Origin of the sequence: Chryseobacterium manosquense, from assembly GCF_014623485.1 — a bacterium.
GTDB lineage: Bacteria > Bacteroidota > Bacteroidia > Flavobacteriales > Weeksellaceae > Kaistella > Kaistella haifensis.
The window spans coordinates 1,854,093-1,872,358 of record NZ_CP060203.1; the positions used below are offsets into that span (position 1 = coordinate 1,854,093).

General features: G+C 35.5%; 19 protein-coding genes. 4 read left to right on the forward strand and 15 right to left on the reverse strand.

The window, feature by feature from the left end; all coding sequences use genetic code 11:
- The 14 genes from rplB to H0S70_RS09030 form a co-directional block, all read right to left on the reverse strand.
- Entirely contained in the window at nt 1-822 is an 822-nt protein-coding gene (gene rplB, locus H0S70_RS08965; RefSeq protein WP_188320559.1) for a 50S ribosomal protein L2, read from the reverse strand.
- Nucleotides 823-841: 19 nt separating this feature from the next.
- On the reverse strand, nt 842-1,132 hold the full coding sequence (gene rplW, locus H0S70_RS08970; protein WP_188320560.1) for a 50S ribosomal protein L23: 291 nt from the start codon (nt 1,130-1,132) through the stop codon (nt 842-844).
- A gap of 3 nt (nt 1,133-1,135) precedes the next feature.
- A complete protein-coding gene (rplD, locus tag H0S70_RS08975; RefSeq protein WP_123248990.1) occupies nt 1,136-1,765 on the reverse strand; it encodes a 50S ribosomal protein L4 in 630 nt (209 codons plus the stop codon).
- Complete coding sequence (gene rplC / locus H0S70_RS08980) at nt 1,756-2,382, reverse strand: 50S ribosomal protein L3 (protein WP_031503591.1); 627 nt, start codon at nt 2,380-2,382, stop codon at nt 1,756-1,758. The genes rplD and rplC overlap by 10 nt, the downstream gene beginning before the upstream one ends.
- A gap of 294 nt (nt 2,383-2,676) precedes the next feature.
- On the reverse strand, nt 2,677-3,147 hold the full coding sequence (locus tag H0S70_RS08985) for a low affinity iron permease family protein (protein WP_188320561.1): 471 nt from the start codon (nt 3,145-3,147) through the stop codon (nt 2,677-2,679).
- The gene (locus H0S70_RS14630; RefSeq protein WP_394367290.1) at nt 3,148-3,420 is read right to left on the reverse strand and encodes a DUF1294 domain-containing protein; all 273 of its coding nucleotides are present in this window, start codon (nt 3,418-3,420) and stop codon (nt 3,148-3,150) included.
- Nucleotides 3,421-3,438: 18 nt separating this feature from the next.
- Entirely contained in the window at nt 3,439-4,644 is a 1,206-nt protein-coding gene (locus H0S70_RS08995) for a PepSY-associated TM helix domain-containing protein (protein ID WP_188320563.1), read from the reverse strand.
- 86 nt (nt 4,645-4,730) lie between these two features.
- Nucleotides 4,731-5,351: a hypothetical protein gene (locus H0S70_RS09000; RefSeq protein WP_188320564.1), complete on the reverse strand. Its 621-nt coding sequence runs from the start codon at nt 5,349-5,351 to the stop codon at nt 4,731-4,733.
- Nucleotides 5,352-5,363: 12 nt separating this feature from the next.
- Nucleotides 5,364-7,541 (reverse strand): TonB-dependent siderophore receptor, encoded by a 2,178-nt coding sequence (locus tag H0S70_RS09005; RefSeq protein ID WP_188320565.1) that lies wholly within the window; start codon nt 7,539-7,541, stop codon nt 5,364-5,366.
- A gap of 153 nt (nt 7,542-7,694) precedes the next feature.
- Nucleotides 7,695-8,000, reverse strand: coding sequence for a 30S ribosomal protein S10 (rpsJ, locus tag H0S70_RS09010; RefSeq protein ID WP_031503579.1), 306 nt, complete (start codon nt 7,998-8,000; stop codon nt 7,695-7,697).
- A gap of 19 nt (nt 8,001-8,019) precedes the next feature.
- Complete coding sequence (gene fusA / locus H0S70_RS09015; RefSeq protein ID WP_088263403.1) at nt 8,020-10,137, reverse strand: elongation factor G; 2,118 nt, start codon at nt 10,135-10,137, stop codon at nt 8,020-8,022.
- 6 nt (nt 10,138-10,143) lie between these two features.
- Nucleotides 10,144-10,620: a 30S ribosomal protein S7 gene (gene rpsG / locus H0S70_RS09020; protein ID WP_031503577.1), complete on the reverse strand. Its 477-nt coding sequence runs from the start codon at nt 10,618-10,620 to the stop codon at nt 10,144-10,146.
- Between the two features lie 26 nt (nt 10,621-10,646).
- Nucleotides 10,647-11,060, reverse strand: a complete 414-nt coding sequence (rpsL, locus tag H0S70_RS09025; RefSeq protein ID WP_031503575.1) for a 30S ribosomal protein S12 — start codon at nt 11,058-11,060, stop codon at nt 10,647-10,649.
- Between the two features lie 104 nt (nt 11,061-11,164).
- On the reverse strand, nt 11,165-12,538 hold the full coding sequence (locus tag H0S70_RS09030; protein WP_188320566.1) for a hypothetical protein: 1,374 nt from the start codon (nt 12,536-12,538) through the stop codon (nt 11,165-11,167).
- Between the two features lie 109 nt (nt 12,539-12,647).
- Between H0S70_RS09030 and H0S70_RS09035 the strand changes: the two genes are divergently transcribed.
- From H0S70_RS09035 to H0S70_RS09050, 4 genes are all read left to right on the forward strand, one after another.
- Nucleotides 12,648-14,279: a leucine-rich repeat domain-containing protein gene (locus H0S70_RS09035; RefSeq protein ID WP_188320567.1), complete on the forward strand. Its 1,632-nt coding sequence runs from the start codon at nt 12,648-12,650 to the stop codon at nt 14,277-14,279.
- An 88-nt stretch (nt 14,280-14,367) separates the two neighbouring features.
- Nucleotides 14,368-15,543 (forward strand): nicotinate phosphoribosyltransferase, encoded by a 1,176-nt coding sequence (gene pncB / locus H0S70_RS09040; protein ID WP_188320568.1) that lies wholly within the window; start codon nt 14,368-14,370, stop codon nt 15,541-15,543.
- A gap of 73 nt (nt 15,544-15,616) precedes the next feature.
- A complete protein-coding gene (gene rmuC, locus H0S70_RS09045) occupies nt 15,617-17,119 on the forward strand; it encodes a DNA recombination protein RmuC (RefSeq protein ID WP_188320569.1) in 1,503 nt (500 codons plus the stop codon).
- 2 nt (nt 17,120-17,121) lie between these two features.
- Complete coding sequence (locus H0S70_RS09050; protein WP_188320570.1) at nt 17,122-17,895, forward strand: TrmH family RNA methyltransferase; 774 nt, start codon at nt 17,122-17,124, stop codon at nt 17,893-17,895.
- Between the two features lie 54 nt (nt 17,896-17,949).
- Here H0S70_RS09050 and H0S70_RS09055 read toward each other — a convergent pair whose 3' ends face one another.
- A complete protein-coding gene (locus tag H0S70_RS09055) occupies nt 17,950-18,243 on the reverse strand; it encodes a hypothetical protein (protein ID WP_188320571.1) in 294 nt (97 codons plus the stop codon).
- Nucleotides 18,244-18,266: the final 23 nt, after the last annotated feature.

Below are 18,266 nucleotides of genomic sequence, written 5' to 3' on the forward strand. Positions count from 1 at the left end.
TTATTTTCTTTTAGATACGATAAATCGGTTAGACGCTTTGTTTTTCTTTCTAGTTTTGTAACCTTTAGCCGACATACCGTTTCTAGATCTTGGGTGACCTCCTGAAGAACGTCCTTCACCACCTCCCATTGGGTGATCAACTGGGTTCATTACAACTGGTCTAGTTCTAGGTCTTCTTCCTAACCATCTGCTTCTACCTGCTTTACCAGATACGGTAAGTTGGTGGTCGCCGTTAGAAACAGATCCGATCATAGCCATACATTCAGTAAGAATCATTCTCGATTCACCTGAAGGTAATTTTACGATTGCATATTTACCGTCTCTTGAAGTTAATTGCGCTGAAGATCCTGCACTTCTTGCCATTACCGCACCTTGACCAGGTTTTAGTTCGATACAAGATACTACAGTACCTAAAGGAATATTCTTCAACTTCATTGCATTACCTACGTTAGGCTCTGCAGCATCCGCAGCGATTACTTTCTGATCTACTTTGATACCGTTTGGAGCGATGATGTATCTCTTCTCTCCGTCTGCGTACTCAACTAGTGCGATGAAAGCCGTTCTGTTTGGATCGTACTCTACAGTTTTTACCGTTCCTTCAACATCAAACTTGTTTCTTTTGAAGTCGATAATTCTGTACTTTTGTTTGTGTCCACCTCCGGTGTAACGCATGGTCATTTTACCAGTATTGTTACGACCACCTGACTTTTTAATACCAACGGTTAGAGACTTCTCTGGTTTGTTGGTAGTAATTTCCTCAAAGTTGTTTACAACTCTGAATCTCTGTCCCGGGGTGATAGGTTTTAATTTTCTAACAGACATTACTATTGTTTATAATTAATTAATTCGTTGCAAAAATATCAATCACTTCACCTTCTACAAGGGAAACAACTGCTTTCTTCATTTTGTTGGTTTTCCCAACCTGTAATCCTTTTTTGGTGTGTTTCGCTGAAACTTTAGGAGCGTAAATCATTGTTCTTACGTCTGCTACTTTTACACCATAAGCATCTTCTACTGCTTTTTTGATCTGGATTTTATTCGCTTTTGTGTTCACAAAAAAAGAATAAGCTCCTCTCAAATCGGTAAGATAGTTTGCTTTTTCTGAAATGATTGGTTTAATAATAATAGACATGATTTATTTTCTTAAGTTTTCCTGAAATTTTTCGATAGCACCTTCTAAAAATACAATCTCGCCAGCGTGTACCAAATCGTAAGAACTGATCTCGTTATAAGTCAATACTGTAGTTTTAGGTAAATTTCTTGATGACAGATATACATTTTTGTTAGCTTCCGGTAAAATGTAAAGAGATTTTTTACCTTCAAATCCTAATGCGTTGTTCAGTGTGATAAATTCTTTAGTTTTCGGAGCTTCAAAGTTGAAAGCTTCTAAAACTTTAATAGAATTGTCTCTCATTTTCTGAGAAAGCACAGATTTTTTTGCTAATCTTTTCAAAGCTTTGTTCAATTTGAATCTGTAGTCTCTTGGTTTTGGACCGAAAACTCTACCTCCACCTCTGAAAGTTGGAGATTTGATATCCCCATATCTTGCAGATCCAGATCCTTTTTGCTTTTTAAGCTTTTTAGTAGAAGCTGTAATTTCGCTTCTTTCTTTCGATTTATGTGTCCCTTGTCTTTGTGCAGCAAGGTATTGTTTCACTTCTAAGTAAACCGCGTGCTGATTTGGCTCAATTCCGAAGATTGCCTCGTCTAACTGAACTGTTCTTCCGGTTTCTTTTCCTGATGTATTGTATACTACTAGTTCCATTTTCTGATAATTACATAAGAATTTTTTGCTCCCGGAACAGCACCTTTTACTACTAAAAGATTTTGTTCTTCATCTACTCTTAACACTTGAAGGTTTTGTACAGTAACTTGCTTACCTCCCATTCTACCTGCCATACGCATTCCTTTGAATACTCTTGACGGGTCGGATCCTGCACCGATAGAACCAGGAGCTCTTAATCTGTTGTGCTGTCCGTGAGTCGCTTGCATTACCCCACCGAAGTTGTGTCTTTTTACAACCCCTTGGAAACCTTTACCTTTTGAAGTTCCTGTAACGTCAACAAATTCGCCTTCTGCGAACAAATCAACTTTCACTTCATCTCCAACGCTTAATTTGTCCACGAATTCATGATAGAATTCTACCAATTTAGCTTTTGGAGCAGAACCAGCCTTCTTGAAATGGCCGGCTAACGCTTTACCAACGTTCTTTTCACTCTTGTCATCGAAACCAAGTTGAGCAGCTTTGTACCCATCTTTTTCTACGGTTCTGACCTGTAAAACCGAGCAAGGACCAGCTTGAATAACTGTACATGGCATATTTTTGCCATTTTCGTCAAACAAGGAAGTCATCCCGATTTTTTTACCAATAATACCTGACATTATTTATATATTATATTAAGTTCACGTTTATCAATCAAGGTTTTAGTGATTTCTACTTCTGAAATAGGCATACTTCTTCCCTAAATTGAGTGTGCAAATGTATGAAGTTTTTTTGAATTGACAATGAGTGAGTTAAAAAATTATTAATAAAAATTCAAAAAAAACCTACAATTCATCCAACTGTTGATTAATACATCATCGTAAATAAAAAAGATAAATCATCTGGAAAGAAAAACATAAGGAAATCAACATTTTAGGAACAACGCACTAAATATCATGAAATAAACAATCCCATTAATCTTCAGATGCGCCGTTCAAATCTCTACCTCTTTTTTTGAATTCATGGTTATTTTTGGCAGCATTGATAGAATGAGACTGATGCAAATCATTATCGCTTTCCGCCAAGTCGGATAATTCCTCGTAAAACTTATGCAAGTTATCTAGCTCCTTTTCCGTCAAATCTTCGATATCCACAATTCTATTGCTGGCCTTTTCACTGGCGGCAATCAATTCATTTAATTTAATTTGGATCGCTTTGGAATCTTTGTTTTGCGCCTTTTGAATCAGAAAAACCATCAGAAAAGTAATAATTGTTGTTCCGGTGTTGATGACGAGTTGCCAGGTTTCTGAAAATTTGAAAAACGGGCCCGAAATTGCCCAAATAATGACAATTAAAGCTGCGCCAATAAAAGCCGGCGAACTTCCGGTAAATGCTGTTGCTTTGTTCGCAAAGCTTTCGAAGATAGATTGATTTGGTTTAGCCATTTAAATTTGTGATTTTCTGAGGAATAAAATTATCAAAATAATCTGAACTGCAACTACAAGAAAAAAATTAAGAAGAAAACTCCGTTTGGAAGTCTTATGGCGAAAAAGTAACATCGTTAAAATAGAGCCTATTGATCCTCCCAAAAACGTTACTACTAACAGGGTGTTTTCTGCAATTCTCATTCTATTATTTTTTGCCTGAAATTTGTCAGTTGCAAAAATGAGAAAACTCATAATGGTAAGAAATCGTAAATAAATTTCAGGAAAATTCATCCTCAAAAAAATAAAACTTTAAACCTTTGTTTTCACCAACCGATGATAATAAATGATAAAACCTGTAACCGGAAGTAAACATCCAATAAGTGTTACAATAAAGTAAAAAATAATACTCGGAATCCCCATAATTTCTCCCGTGTGTAAAGGTTTTGAAAGCGAAGTGAATTGCTTATTCAATGGTTTGTCAGAAAAAATATCTTTGGTTTTCAGTTCGCCTTTTTTATCAAAAGTTAGTTCATTGGGAAGAAGAGCGCCAAGAAAATTATCAGTATCAATTTTTGTGACAGTGTATCTTGGATTTTCGGAATTTGGATAATTAATTGAAATAATTCCTGGTTTTGGAAAAAACTTTTCCGTTGTAAAAATTAGCTCGTTTATAGACACTTGCTTTTCTTGATCAATTTCTGATTTTTCCTTCTGTCGATCGAGCATATCATTCATTAAAGAAGCAAAAGCATCATCATTTTCTTTGTTTTGTTCAGAATTAATTTGACTTAAAGATTCTCCGCCAAGCGAAACAATCAATGCATTTTTCACCCAAGGATAAGTGATGTAAAGACCTGTAATAGAAATAAACGCTAAAAAAATCATGGTGTAAAACCCAAAAACATTGTGCAGATCATAGTTCAGGCGTTTAAATTTTGCATTGAGTTTGATGGTTAAATTTTGCTTTAAATATTTCAACTTTTTAGGAAGCCAAAGAATAAAACCGGAAAACATTAAATACAAAAACATCAAAACGCCAACACCTAAAATTTGTCGCCCAACTTCTCCCATTAAAAGCGTTCTGTGGATATCCAGAACGATTTCAAAAAAACGATCTAAAGACTGGTCGGAAACTCCCAATTCTTTTTTTTGGTAAGGATCATAAAAAGATGTTTTTAAATCACCCGATTGATTGGTGTAACTGATTACCCAGCTTCGGTTTGATTTATCCGGAAGCAGAATTGCAGTGATTTTCTTTTTCTCTGATTCTAAATTTTTAATTAATTCATCCGGAAGTTGTTTTGTATTTTCAATCTTTTCAACAAAAACCAAATCACGATTATAAAGTTCTGTAATTTGTGTTTTGAAAGCATACAAACATCCCGTTAAACATAATGTAAACACAACCAAAGAAGACAAAAGCCCGAACCAGAGGTGCGTTAAATACATGAAGTATTTAAGAAAAGATTCATTTTTTCTCTTTTTCCGGAACAAGCTTTTAAATATTTTTTTCATTCTTTTTAGAATTGACGGAGCCGAGGTTACGCACAATAACCCCAGCCCCTAAAGAATAATCTAACTATATGATATGAATTCTTTTTTTATTCTCTTCCTTTAAATTGGATTTCTTTAACCGTTTCTTCAAATTTTTGATATTTTTCCGCAGGAAGCGCAGACTTTATTGCTGCTTTTCTTTGGTTATCAAATTTTTGCCAATATTCTTCAGCCAATTCATTGTTTCCATGATAAATATCGTGTGCATCAGAAAATGCTTTTTCAAACGCGTCGTTGGCAGCATTTACTACTTGAAACTCTTCGTCGGTTAGTTCCGCGTTGGTTTTAATCTTCGTTAAAAGTTGGTCATTATAACGAGGTCGCTTTCTCGAATTTTTATCAACATAACTGTTGAATTTCACCATTTCTTCAGGCGTTAAAACGGTTGCCATTTCCAAAGCTTGTTGCTCACGTACTTTTTCCTGTTTGGACAATAAAGCGATACGATCCATCTGCTTTCCGTTTGCAGTTGCTGCATTGTAGTTATCTTCTTGAATTTTGGAGTATTTTGTCGTGATTTCGTCAAACTTTTTAGACTTTACATCTGAAAGGTTCAGTTCTTTTTTCAATTCAGCAAAATCCATAGATTTTGTCTTTCCGTCCTTTTTACAAGCAATGATAGTTAAACTTGCAAAAGATGAAATTAAAAGGGTTTTCAAAATATTCATGATTATAAAATTTTAGAATTTGTAATTAAGTTGAACACCAAGGTTTCTTGGATTGATTCGGTTGATATATCCGCCTCTAAAGTAAGAATTGTAACCTTCGGCATCGAATATATTATTGATAAAAACTCTTAAACCTACTTGTTTGTAAACATATCCAACTTGTGCATCAACCGTTGTGTATGCTTTCATATCGAATGGTTTTACACCAGGAATTGTATTGTGAATGATGGTTTTTTGAGTATATTCATTTACAGGTCTTTCTCCCACGTAATAAACACCGGCTCCTAAATCTAACCCATTTAAAGCACCTTCTTTAAAGGCATAATTTAGCCAAGCGTTTGCGGTATGATTAGGAGCGTTCATCGGCTCAGAACCATTAACATAAGCTGGACTGTCTTGATATTTCGCATCAAGATATGCGTAGCCAGCCATTACTTGAAGGTTTCTGTTGATACGACCAATAACTTCAGCTTCAATCCCCTTTCTTTCGAGGTTTCCAGCTAAATCGTAGTAACCGGTTGCGGCACCAGTTTCATTTAAAACACTGAATGAAAGGTTGTCATTATTGATGTAGAACAATGTTAAATTAAATCTTAGTTTTTCTTCTAACCAATCAGATTTAACACCAGCTTCCCATTGCGTTGTTTTTCCAGGACCTACAACATCGCCATTTTGCATTGGATTATTTGCACCTCTTAAAGAAGTTGTGGTAGTATATGAACCAAAAACATTAACGTTTTCAACTGGTGAAACCAAAATTCCGACAGAGGGATTCACCGCTGAAGTATCTTCTTGAGCTTCCCTAGCTCCGTGAAGTTTACTATATCTTAAACCTAAACTTAATTTCAAATACTTATTGAAAGTTACTACATCTTGCGCCATCAAACCAATTGTTGGTGTTAAAGTATTAATGTTTCGTTTATCTCCTAAATAAAATTCAAAACCTTGTGGAAGTTCATTAGGAATATCTTGTAAAACATTGATGACGTCAGAATAATGTGCATATCCTCCAGCTTGGTTATAATAAGTGTAAGAATTGATATCCGATTGGTTAAAATCAAAACCAACTTGGAAAGTATGATTAATAGAACCCGTTTTTACATCTTGACCAATAAAATCGATCTGTAAAACTTGGTTTCTATCATCACGTCCAAATTTTTCAAGACTTCTTGTTCTTTCTGCATAGCCAGTCGCAGCATTTCCTCTGCCCAAGAAAGAAGCTTCTGTATCAACTTCGTAAGACGAATTAAAATAGGCAGCTCTTAGTTTTAGTTTATCCGTTAATTTACGATCAATCATTGTTGAAAAACTAAATGTTTGAAGTGCATTATTATCGGAAGTGAACCCCAAAAATTTATCTTTCGGCATATCGTAGATTGCATAAGTATCATCTGGTCCAAGATTAACCGTTCCTAAACTTGGTGTCGTATCATCTTTCATATAATCCATCTGAACAACGATATTGGTTTTATCATCTGGTTTAAAACCAAAAGATGGGTTTATGTAAATTCTTTCTGTACTAACATGTTTTGTGAAAGAATTGTTGTTTTGGTAGGCAACATTTAAACGAGCGGAAACTTTTCCTTGCTCGTCAAGAACTCTCTCTATATCCAAAGTTGGACGATAGAAATCCCAACTTCCAAAACGAAATCCTACATTACCACTATTAATATATCGGGGAGTTTTTGTAACTACATTAATAACACCTCCCGCAGAACCAAGTCCGTTACCGATACCTTGTGTAATAGCAGCTGAGCCTTTGATTACTTGGATGCTTTCCACGCCTTGCATGTCAGTTAACATTGCTGCAGTACGGAAATCGCCATCCATCATTACTCCGTTTTTAAGAACAGGAACACCTCTATAACCTCTAATGGACATACTTTCTCTAGTTCCACCATAATTTGCGAATTGAGTAACACCTGGTACATTTTTGGCAACATCAGTTACTGTTAACCCACCTAAATCTTCAATAACCTTGCTAGAAATTACAGAAATACTTTGAATTTGATCTCTCGGTTTCAAAGGCATTCTTGTGATAATCTCCAAACCTTTTGGCTGTTTTTTGGGAATACCAAAAAGTTGAACTTCTTCGATATTCTCTACTGATTTTAAAGTGTCGTTTTCCACTTGAGCATTGGCAAGAGCTGCTCCCAAAACAAAAGATGCTAGTGTTATTGTTCTTTTCATTAGTTAATTTTTATTTAAGTGCAAATATATTATTTTTATTTATTCTAAATAAATTTTTAACATGAAAAATATCACTTTTTGTGACGAAAGATAAGATAAAAAAATCCCTCTTCTTTCGAAAAGGGATTTGCTATCATAGCAAAGTGGGAATTATCACACTTTAATTTCTACATCAACTCCTGAAGGAAGCTCTAATTTCATAAGAGCATCTACAGTTTTAGAAGAAGAAGAATAGATATCCATCAAACGCTTGTGAGCAGAAAGTTGGAATTGTTCTCTTGCTTTTTTGTTTACGTGCGGAGATCTCAACACGGTGAAGATTCTCTTGTTGGTTGGCAATGGAATTGGTCCGTTTACAACAGCACCAGTCGCTTTTACCGTTCTCACGATTTTCTCAGCAGATTTGTCTACCAAATTGTAATCGTAAGATTTTAGTTTTATTCTGATTCTTTGTGACATTTTAATCTAAATTTTAATATTAACCTCTTGCTTTAGCGATTACGTCTTCGGCAACGTTTGTAGGTGCTGCTTCGTATTTTTCGAATTCCATAGAAGAAGTTGCTCGACCAGATGAAAGGGTTCTAAGTGAGGTTACGTATCCGAACATTTCAGAAAGTGGAACGAATGCTTTGATCACTTTCGCGTTGTTTCTGTCGTCCATACCGTTTACAGTACCTCTTCTTCTGTTCAAATCTCCTACGATGTCTCCCATGTATTCTTCCGGAGTTACAACTTCCAGTTTCATAATTGGTTCCATGATAACAGGTTTCGCTTTCTTACCAGCTTCTTTGAAGCCCATCTTAGCAGCAAGTTCGAAGGAAAGTTGGTCAGAATCCACTGGGTGGAAAGATCCGTCTTTCAATACTACTTTGATACCATCGATTTCAAATCCAGCAAGTGGACCGTTTTTCATCGCTTCTTTGAAACCTTTTTCTACAGCAGGAACAAATTCTTTTGGAATGTTACCCCCTTTGATTTCGTTTACGAATTCAAGACCAGCTTTGTTATCATCTGCAGGACCGATTTCGAATACGATATCTGCAAATTTACCTCTACCACCAGATTGTTTTTTGTAAACTTCTCTGTGGTTAGCAACCATGGTAAGGTTTTCTTTATATTCTACTTGAGGTTGACCTTGGTTTACTTCAACTTTGAACTCTCTTCTCATACGGTCAACAATAATGTCGAGGTGAAGCTCACCCATACCGGAAATGATCGTTTGTCCAGAAGCTTCATCAGTTTTCACTGTGAAAGTAGGATCTTCTTCTGCTAATTTAGCAAGAGCGTTACCCATTTTATCTTGGTCTGCTTTAGTTTTTGGTTCAACAGCGATACCGATTACTGGATCAGGGAAAACCATAGATTCTAAAACGATTGGGTTCTTTTCGTCTGATAATGTATCTCCAGTTTTGATATCTTTAAAACCTACAGCAGCACCAATATCTCCAGCTTCAATAACTTCTACTGGATTTTGCTTGTTAGCGTGCATTTGGTAGATTCTAGAAATTCTTTCTTTGTTACCCGATCTTGTGTTCAATACATAAGATCCCGCATCTAGTTTCCCGGAATAAGCTCTAAAGAAAGCTAATCTTCCTACGAAAGGATCCGTAGCAATTTTAAATGCTAATGCGGAGAATGGTTCGTTTACGTCTGGTTTTCTAGTAATTTCAGCGTCTGTTCTTGGATCAATTCCTTTGATATCGTCTTTATCCATAGGAGAAGGAAGATATTTACAAACGGCGTCAAGCATGAACTGTACTCCTTTATTTTTGAATGAAGAACCACAAGTCATCGGGATGATAGACAAATCGATGGTTGCTTTTCTTAATGCTTCGTTGATTTCTTCTTCAGAGATAGAATCTGGATCTTCGAAGAATTTCTCCATCAAAGTTTCGTCGTAATCAGCTACTGCTTCAACTAATTTTTCTCTGTAAAGCAACACATCGTCTTTCATATCTTCAGGAATTGGAACTACCTCGAAAGTAGCACCTTGTCCTGCTTCATCCCAAACGATTGCTCTGTTTTTGATAAGGTCTACAACCCCTTTGAAATCTTCTTCAGCACCGATTGGTAAAACGATTGGAACGGCATTAGATCCTAACATGTCTTTAACTTGGTTTACCACGTTAAGGAAGTCAGCACCTTGTCTGTCCATTTTGTTTACGAATCCCATACGAGCAACTTTATAGTTGTCCGCAAGTCTCCAGTTGGTTTCAGATTGTGGTTCAACTCCATCTACTGCAGAGAAAAGGAATACCAAACCATCTAGTACACGAAGAGAACGGTTTACCTCTACGGTAAAGTCAACGTGTCCCGGTGTATCGATAATGTTGAAGTGATATTCTTTAGTTTCTGGTAAAGTTTTACCTTGATCTGTTGGGAAATTCCATTTACAAGTAGTTGCAGCAGAAGTAATTGTAATACCTCTTTCAGCTTCTTGCTCCATCCAGTCCATTGTTGATGCACCTTCATGAACCTCACCAATTTTGTGAGTTTTACCTGTATAGAATAAAATTCTTTCTGTTGTGGTGGTTTTTCCTGCATCAATGTGCGCAGCAATACCGATATTTCTTGTATATTTAAGATCTCTTGCCATTTCAGATTAGAATTTAAAGTGTGAAAATGCTTTGTTAGCTTCAGCCATTCTGTGAGTGTCTGTTTTCTTTTTATAAGCAGCACCTTCTTCTTTTGCAGCAGCGATAACTTCAGCAGCTAATTTCTGAGCCATTGATTTATCGTTTCTAGCTTTTGAATATTTGATTAACCATTTCATCGCCATAGAAATTTTTCTATCTGCTCTGATTGGCATAGGAATTTGGAAGTTAGCACCACCGATTCTTCTTGAACGTACTTCTACGTGAGGCATTACGTTGGTTAACGCATCTTTCCAGATTTCCAAAGAAGTTTTTTCATTATCTCCTTTTTTGCTTTCTACGATATCTAAAGCATCATAGAAAATTTTGAATGCGATAGATTTTTTTCCATCAAGCATCAAATTGTTTACAAATCTCGTTACCAGCTGATCATTAAATTTAGGATCCGGTAACAACGGTCTTTTTTTCGCTTTCGTCTTTCTCATTGTTTCGTTTCTTTAAAAATTAATGATTACTTTTTCTTACCTTTTGCAGGTGCTGCAGCTGCCTGACCTGGTTTAGGTCTCTTAGCTCCGTACTTAGATCTTCTCTGAGTTCTTCCGTTTACTCCTGCGGTATCCAAAGCTCCACGAACAATGTGATAACGTACTCCCGGTAGGTCTTTCACCCTTCCTCCGCGTACCAATACTATCGAGTGCTCTTGAAGATTGTGTCCTTCGCCCGGGATATAAGCGTTGACTTCTTTACCGTTAGAAAGTCTTACCCTTGCAACTTTTCTAAGTGCAGAGTTCGGTTTCTTTGGGGTAGTAGTATATACTCTTGTACATACACCTCGTCTTTGTGGACAGGAATCAAGTGCAGCCGATTTACTCTTCTTGGTAAGTGCGACTCTTCCTTTTCTAACTAATTGTTGAATAGTAGGCATTTAATTGCTTTTTATTTTAGGGTGCAAAAGTATGAAATATTTTTTAACCTACAAGTACAATTATCTAATTTATAAGATTTTGTACTGAATATTTATCTTCCTATTTATTTTAAAATCAATTCAGAGGTATATAAAACTTGAGATTTATTTTTAATCGTATCAATTTTTAACCATTTGATTTGTGGATTAATCGTTCCTGCGATCGATTGTTTAATCTCCCCTTTTTGGTTATTGGTATGTTGATAATTGAAGGTTTTTCCGATAATTGGTATGTGATAAGTCGTAAGCGAGACTTCTGCTTTTTTCTCATCATTATACAGATACTTTTTATGACTGAATTGAGGCATTTGCGATTCTATTTGCTTCTTATTATTCAAGTAATTCACCGGTGTTTTCAATGCATAAACCGTTAAAAAGAAAAGAAAGAAACTTCCTAAACCAAAAATAAAAGCATCTGATTTTAAATTCTTAAAATAAATAAGTAAAAACGAAAAGAACAAACAGAAATTAGCCGCAGCAAGCATTCTCACATTCATTTCCTCGATTTGCTGAAAATAATAAGATACAAACAATGAAACAGCATAAACCCCAGAAACTACCCAAAGTAATTGATGAAAATCCAATGCGATTACTTCCTTTTTCTTCCGAACCAATTGTATAAAATAAAAAAGCAGCAACAAATCAAAAATCATCAAACCGATCTGAAAAGCGAGACTTGCAAAACTATTAGAAGCAGGTTTAATCATAATAAAAGGATCGAAAACAGCCGAAACTCCCAAAATATTACGAAGTAAGTAAACCGAAGAAAATTGTTGCAAAGTTCCTCTTAAATTTTCTCCCGTGAAACTACCATATATATAGGAGTTGAATCCCAAATATCCCGCAATTCCAATACCGGCGAACAGTAAAACTTGAAACAAATCGTTTTTTAAAGGAAAAGAAGGCTTTCGCAAAATACTAATCAACCAGAAAAATCCAACTCCAAGATAAATGTAAACTCCTGAATATCGAATTGTAAAGAGCAAGAATAAAAGTAATGAAGCAAAAAAAACAAATTGATATTGGCGAAATTTTCCAATAAATCTTTCATGAAAGACATAAAAAAGAAAATATAAAAGAAAAATAAACGGAGCTTCCGAAATGAAATATCCAAAAACAAAAAACGCGGTTTTCCCGGTAAAAAGCAACACCGTTTCTTTGAAATAAAACTTCTTGAAATAAGAAAAAACAAGAATCACCACAACCATCGAAATATTCAAAAATTTGGCTGTCCAAAAATAATCTTGAAAAACAGAATGAAATAACTTAATCAAAACAGGAAATCCCAACGGAAACAAATTCGTTTTCAGTTGTGGCAATTCCGAAGCAATTCCGAAATAAGAAAGACTATCCGCTCCTGCGCCTCCCGCTGGAAGAAAAAAAGATTGAAAAAAATAAACCAACACAATAACAAAAGCCAAAACAATATATTTTCTCATAAATAATCCTAAAAAATTTCATTAATCAAGCAAATATGCAAATTTTTAAAATTTAATTCTACATTTCAACTTTTGATATATATTTGTACACCAAAAAACACATTCTCGGATGAAGAAATTTCTATTCTTTTTACTCTTTTCGCAACTTTATTTCTCGCAAAACTGGAGTATTTCTTTTGCAGAAAGAGCTGCGTTAGTCAATATTTACAACTCAACTTCAGGCGAAACGTGGAGCCAAAAATGGGATTTGGAAAAAGACCCTAAAAACTGGTACGGAATCAAAATAAAAAACGGCAGCGTCATCGAAATCAATCTTCGTGGAAACGCTTTGAAAGGCAATTTTCCGATTACTGTTTCGAGTTTTTCTAAACTTCAGAAATTGGATTTAAGTTCCAACCAACTTTCCGGTGAAATTTCGCCAGCAATTTCTGTTTTAGGCAATTTGGTTCGAATCGACATCAGCAACAACCGATTGACAGGCGATCCAACTTCGGCAATTCTTCCGCTTTCCAATCTTCAGGAAATTTCGGTCGGAAACAATCAATTTGCATTTGCCGACATCAATACTTTTTTGCAGAATTTTCCTACGTTGAAAATTTTAGATCTTTCTCACACCAATCTAAATACGGTTCCTGCAAAAATTTCAACTTTAACCAATCTCGAATCGTTGAATTTAAGCAACAATACCATTTCACAGAATTTTAGCAATTTATCAAATCTCATCAATCTCCGTGAATTGAACCTTTCCGGAAACCATCTTACGAAAATTCCTTCCGAACTTACCGCGCTTACCGCGCTTACTTCTTTGGATTTGAGCAATAATTTATTTACCTCAAATTACGCCACGGTTCTGGGAAATTTACAAAACTTAGAATGGCTTTCTTTGGTCAATAACCAAATCTCGGTTTTCCCGGCGGAACTTTTTCAGCTAAAAAAATTAGTTCATTTAAATTTTTCGGGAAACAAAATTTCCGGCGGTTTCGAAAGCTTGTTGAGTTTAAAAGATCTCGAACAAATTTATCTGGACAAAAACGAAATTTCTGGCGGATTCCCCACTTCACTACTTCAGTTGGGAAAGCTTCAAATGCTTTCATTGACGGGCAACCGACTTTCGGGCGAAATTCCTGAAAACCTTCCCGCGATTACTTTTTTAGAAAACAATCGATTTACAAAACAGGAAATAAAAAATTTCATTCTTAAAAATAAAGACTTTGCAGATTTCACTTATTCACCACAACGATACGACGAGCCGAAAAATGTTTACGCAACTTTAGGTTCTTCAACGTCATTAACGCAAGCGCTTTCCGGCAACGAATATCAATTTTATTGGTACAAAAATTTGGATCAAAAAGTTCCCGGAACCTTTGAAAGTTATTATATAAGTAATGTTGAAGATGATGATTTGGCCTTGTACACCTGCGAAGCATACGTTTTCGAGGAATTACCAAACGAGTTGATGGAAATTTCGTTTTTCAGAGAACCGGTAACTTTGGTAAAAGAGCTGGGAACGGAAGAAATAAAGAATGATTTAGTCGTTTATCCTAATCCTACAACCGATTTTCTTTATATTAAAACTTCAAAATTAGACCTTGAAAAAGTGTTTATTTTCGACCTCAGTGGAAAGCTTTTATTCTCGGAAAAATCAAAAACAATCGACGTGAGGAATCTTCCTTCCGCAACGTATATCATTTCTATAAAAACTTCCGATACTTTGAAATCATTTAAATTCATTAAACATTAAGCATTAAAATTCTTTAATATTAAAAAAATCGTCTTGTGAAAGGCGATTTTTTGCTTTCTAATTTTTACATTTGTTTAAATATCATTTTATGAGTGTAATATTCAAGTCCATTCTCGATAACGATTTCTACAAAATCACGATGCAAAATGCGGTGGTGAAACTTTTTCCAAACGAAAAAGTAAAATATGAGTTCATCAATCGCGGAAAACATCATTTTCCGGAAGGTTTTGATGCTGAACTGAGAAAATCGGTGAACGCAATGGCAGAACTGAAGCTCACAAAAGATGAGAAGGAATTCTTGAGAGAAACTTGCCCTTATCTCGATTTGCCGTATTTGGATTTTTTGGGCGGATATCATTATGATCCAACTGAAGTTACGATTCAGCAAACCGAAAATGAGTTGCGCGTAACGGTGGAAGGAGAATGGTACCGGACAATATTATGGGAAGTTCCGCTTTTGGCTTTAATTTCCGAATTGCATTATGAAATGAACAATATGGAAAGAGATTCCGATGAAATCGTAGTTGCCAAAACTTTGGAAAAAGCCGAAGAATTGAACAAACTCGGCGTTACTTTCGCAGAATTTGGTACCAGGAGAAGACACTCTTATAAAGTCCACGATCTCGTGGTTGATACTTTGGTAAAAAATAAAAATACAAAATTTATCGGTTCTTCTAATATTCATTTTGCGATGAAATATGGCGTAAAGCCAATAGGAACACACGCTCACGAATGGTTTATGTTTCACGCTGCAGAATATGGTTTCAAGATGGCCAACGCGCTTTCGTTGGAACATTGGGTGGATGTTTATCGTGGTGATTTGGGTGTAGCCCTTTCAGATACCTACACCACAGAAGTTTTTTTCCAGCAATTTGATAAAAAATTTGCGAAATTATTCGACGGTGTTCGTCATGATAGTGGCGACCCAATCGAGTTCGCACACAAAACCATTGAACATTATAAAACAAACGGCATCAATCCTTTATTCAAATACATTATTTTTTCTGATGGTTTGAACATGGAAAAAGTAGCAGAAATCACTCACGCTTGTAAAGGGAAAATCGGAATTTCATTCGGAATTGGCACCAATTTAACCAACGATGTCGATGTGAAACCAATGAATATAGTGATGAAACTTGTTGCTGCAAAAGCAATAAATGGAGATTGGATTCCTACGGTAAAACTTTCCGACGAAAGAGGTAAATATACTGGTGATCCAAAAATGATCGAACTTGCTAAAGAATTTTTGAGAATTCATGATTAAAATCTAAATCAGTAAGTTTTAAAGAATTCGTAGTAATCCCGAAAATCATTTTTTTTCTTCCTATTTTTGAAAAATGGAAATGACTACTTTATTTATAGGGATTATTATCGGGGCTTTTTTAGGAGCTTTACTTGTCTATTTTTTCTTAAAATCCTCCACTATTTCTCGAACACTTTTCGATGATTTGAATAATAATTTTATTAGGACAAACTCTGATTTACAAAATTCGACATTGAAAATCAATGAATTAGAAAATTCTTACCTTTCTGAGAAGCAAACAAACCTTCAGCAAACTGAATTTTTAAATCAATTAAAAACGGATATTGCCAAAATTTCTGCTGAAAATAATGCTCAAAATCAAAGAATTGAAGAACAAACTGAAATCAACAGCAATCAAAGTTCAGAAATCAAAAAATTGGTTGATGAAAAAAATGAATTAATTTCAATAAAATCTCACCTCAATGCACAAAACCAAGCTTTACAAAAACTCTTAGATAGCCAAAAAGAAGAAATTGAAAAAATGCAAGCCTTGGCTAAAGAAGAATTTCAGAATCTTGCCAACAGAATTCTCGAAGAAAAATCGAAGAAATTCACCGATACGAACAAAGAAAATCTTGATTTACTCCTAAAACCCTTGGGCGAAAACCTTGAAAACTTTAAGAAAAGAGTGAGCGAAGTGTACGAAAACGAAGCTCGCGAAAGGTTTTCACTCAACAATACCATCAAAATGATGATGGAACAAACCACGAAAATCAGCCAAGAAGCCAATAATCTCGCGACAGCACTCAAAGGACAAACAAAAACACAGGGCGATTGGGGCGAAATGATTCTCGAAAGAATTTTGGAAGATTCCGGACTTACCAAAGACCGCGAATATTTCTCTCAATTCAACATAAAAAATGAAAACGGAGAAAACCAAAGACCGGATTTTGTACTAAAACTTCCAGGAAATCAAATCGTTATTATCGACTCGAAAGTTTCTTTAAACGCTTATGAACGAATGATTTCCGCTGAAGATGAAGAACAAAAAAAACAAAATCTAAACTTGCACATTTCAGCAATGAAAAGACATATTGACACCTTGGCTGAAAAAAGATATGATAATCTGAAGGAATCACTGGACTTTACCATCATGTTTGTTCCCGTGGAATCAGCTTTTCTTACGGCTTTGCAAGGGGATACGCAACTTTGGAATTATGCCTACAAAAAACATATCATTTTATTGAGTCCAACCAATTTAATCGCCTATTTAAAACTGATTTCAGATGTTTGGAAACGCGATCACCACAACAAAAACGCGGCGGAAATTGCAAGGCAAGCCGGAGCTTTATATGATAAATTCGACGGATTTGTAACCGATTTGCTAAAAATAGGTAAGAAAATGGATGATGCCAAAGGCGACTACGAGAATGCGATGAAAAAACTTTCCACCGGAAAAGGAAATCTGGTTGGTAGTGTACAAAAACTAAAACAATTGGGTGCAAAGGCAAGTAAAAACCTTCCGGAGGCGCTTCTAGAAAGAGCAAACGAAGATTCTGAAACCAATTTACTAGAAACTGAAAATACCGAAGAATAACAATGCTGATCGAAAGTTTACAAAACGAAAAAATAAAAAACCTTATCCGATTAATTACCGATAACCGCTTTCGCAGGAAATCCGGGATTTTTGTGGTCGAAGGAAAGCAAGAAAACGAAAGAGCACTGCAATTTCAATTCGAAAACGTAGAGTTTTATATCTGCGAAAGTATTTACAACGAAGATTTTCCAAAAGGAAAAATAAACTTGGTTTCTGAAAAAATTTACGATAAGATCGCGTATCGAGGGGGTTCAGAAGGAATTATCGGAATTTATAAATCAAAGTTGAATGTTCTTTCTACATTTAAACCAAAAGAAAATTCCTCAATAATTATTGTTGAAAGCATTGAAAAGCCTGGAAATTTGGGTGCAATCCTAAGAAGTTGCGAAGCTTTCGGAATTGATGCTTTAATTGTAACGGATGCAAAGACCGACTTTTACAATCCGAATGTGATCCGTTCGAGCGTTGGTTGCTTATTTGGAATGAATGTCTTCCAATCGAACAATCAAGAATTATTTGAATTTTTACAAGAAAACAAATTCACAATCTATACAACTTTAATGGATGAAAGCGCAGAAGATCTTTATAAAAAAAATTTCACCGGAAAAAGTGCGTTGTTATTTGGTACAGAACATTCCGGTCTCAGTGATTTCTGGATTGGTAAAGGAAAAAATACGCTAATTCCCATGTCCGGAAGTATTGATTCACTGAATCTGAGTAATGCGGTTGCAATCAGTTGCTATGAAATATTAAGACAAAAGCTAAATCATCAATAAAAAAAAACCACCTCTCAGGGAGAAGTGGTAATTTTGTTTCTGTAAAGTATCTAATTACTTAGTAGCTTCTTTAGCAGCATCTTTAGCATCTGCAGCAGCACCTTTAGCAGCATCAGCAGCGTTAGCAGCAGCATCAGCAGTAGCATCAGCAGCAGTGTTAGCAGCATCAACAGTTACAGCAGCAGCAGAATCAACAACAGCAGCAGCAGCAGAATCAACAACAACAGCAGCAGAATCTACAGTTACAGCAGCAGAATCAGCAGCGTTAGCAGTTTCTACAGTTTCAGTTTTTTTACAAGCTACAAGAGCTAAAGCAGCGATACCAGCTACGAATAATGACTTTTTCATAATAAATTAAATTTAATTGTTTT

Bases quoted from the DNA above. Each gene is read 5' to 3' on its own strand.
- rplB (WP_188320559.1), bottom strand. From the start codon at position 822: ATGTCTGTTAGAAAATTAAAACCTATCACCCCGGGACAGAGATTCAGA.
- rplW (WP_188320560.1), bottom strand. From the start codon at position 1,132: ATGTCTATTATTATTAAACCAATCATTTCAGAAAAAGCAAACTATCTT.
- rplD (WP_123248990.1), bottom strand. From the start codon at position 1,765: ATGGAACTAGTAGTATACAATACATCAGGAAAAGAAACCGGAAGAACA.
- rplC (WP_031503591.1), bottom strand. From the start codon at position 2,382: ATGTCAGGTATTATTGGTAAAAAAATCGGGATGACTTCCTTGTTTGAC.
- H0S70_RS08985 (WP_188320561.1), bottom strand. From the start codon at position 3,147: ATGGCTAAACCAAATCAATCTATCTTCGAAAGCTTTGCGAACAAAGCA.
- H0S70_RS14630 (WP_394367290.1), bottom strand. From the start codon at position 3,420: ATGAATTTTCCTGAAATTTATTTACGATTTCTTACCATTATGAGTTTT.
- H0S70_RS08995 (WP_188320563.1), bottom strand. From the start codon at position 4,644: ATGAAAAAAATATTTAAAAGCTTGTTCCGGAAAAAGAGAAAAAATGAA.
- H0S70_RS09000 (WP_188320564.1), bottom strand. From the start codon at position 5,351: ATGAATATTTTGAAAACCCTTTTAATTTCATCTTTTGCAAGTTTAACT.
- H0S70_RS09005 (WP_188320565.1), bottom strand. From the start codon at position 7,541: ATGAAAAGAACAATAACACTAGCATCTTTTGTTTTGGGAGCAGCTCTT.
- rpsJ (WP_031503579.1), bottom strand. From the start codon at position 8,000: ATGTCACAAAGAATCAGAATAAAACTAAAATCTTACGATTACAATTTG.
- fusA (WP_088263403.1), bottom strand. From the start codon at position 10,137: ATGGCAAGAGATCTTAAATATACAAGAAATATCGGTATTGCTGCGCAC.
- rpsG (WP_031503577.1), bottom strand. From the start codon at position 10,620: ATGAGAAAGACGAAAGCGAAAAAAAGACCGTTGTTACCGGATCCTAAA.
- rpsL (WP_031503575.1), bottom strand. From the start codon at position 11,060: ATGCCTACTATTCAACAATTAGTTAGAAAAGGAAGAGTCGCACTTACC.
- H0S70_RS09030 (WP_188320566.1), bottom strand. From the start codon at position 12,538: ATGAGAAAATATATTGTTTTGGCTTTTGTTATTGTGTTGGTTTATTTT.
- H0S70_RS09035 (WP_188320567.1), top strand. From the start codon at position 12,648: ATGAAGAAATTTCTATTCTTTTTACTCTTTTCGCAACTTTATTTCTCG.
- pncB (WP_188320568.1), top strand. From the start codon at position 14,368: ATGAGTGTAATATTCAAGTCCATTCTCGATAACGATTTCTACAAAATC.
- rmuC (WP_188320569.1), top strand. From the start codon at position 15,617: ATGGAAATGACTACTTTATTTATAGGGATTATTATCGGGGCTTTTTTA.
- H0S70_RS09050 (WP_188320570.1), top strand. From the start codon at position 17,122: ATGCTGATCGAAAGTTTACAAAACGAAAAAATAAAAAACCTTATCCGA.
- H0S70_RS09055 (WP_188320571.1), bottom strand. From the start codon at position 18,243: ATGAAAAAGTCATTATTCGTAGCTGGTATCGCTGCTTTAGCTCTTGTA.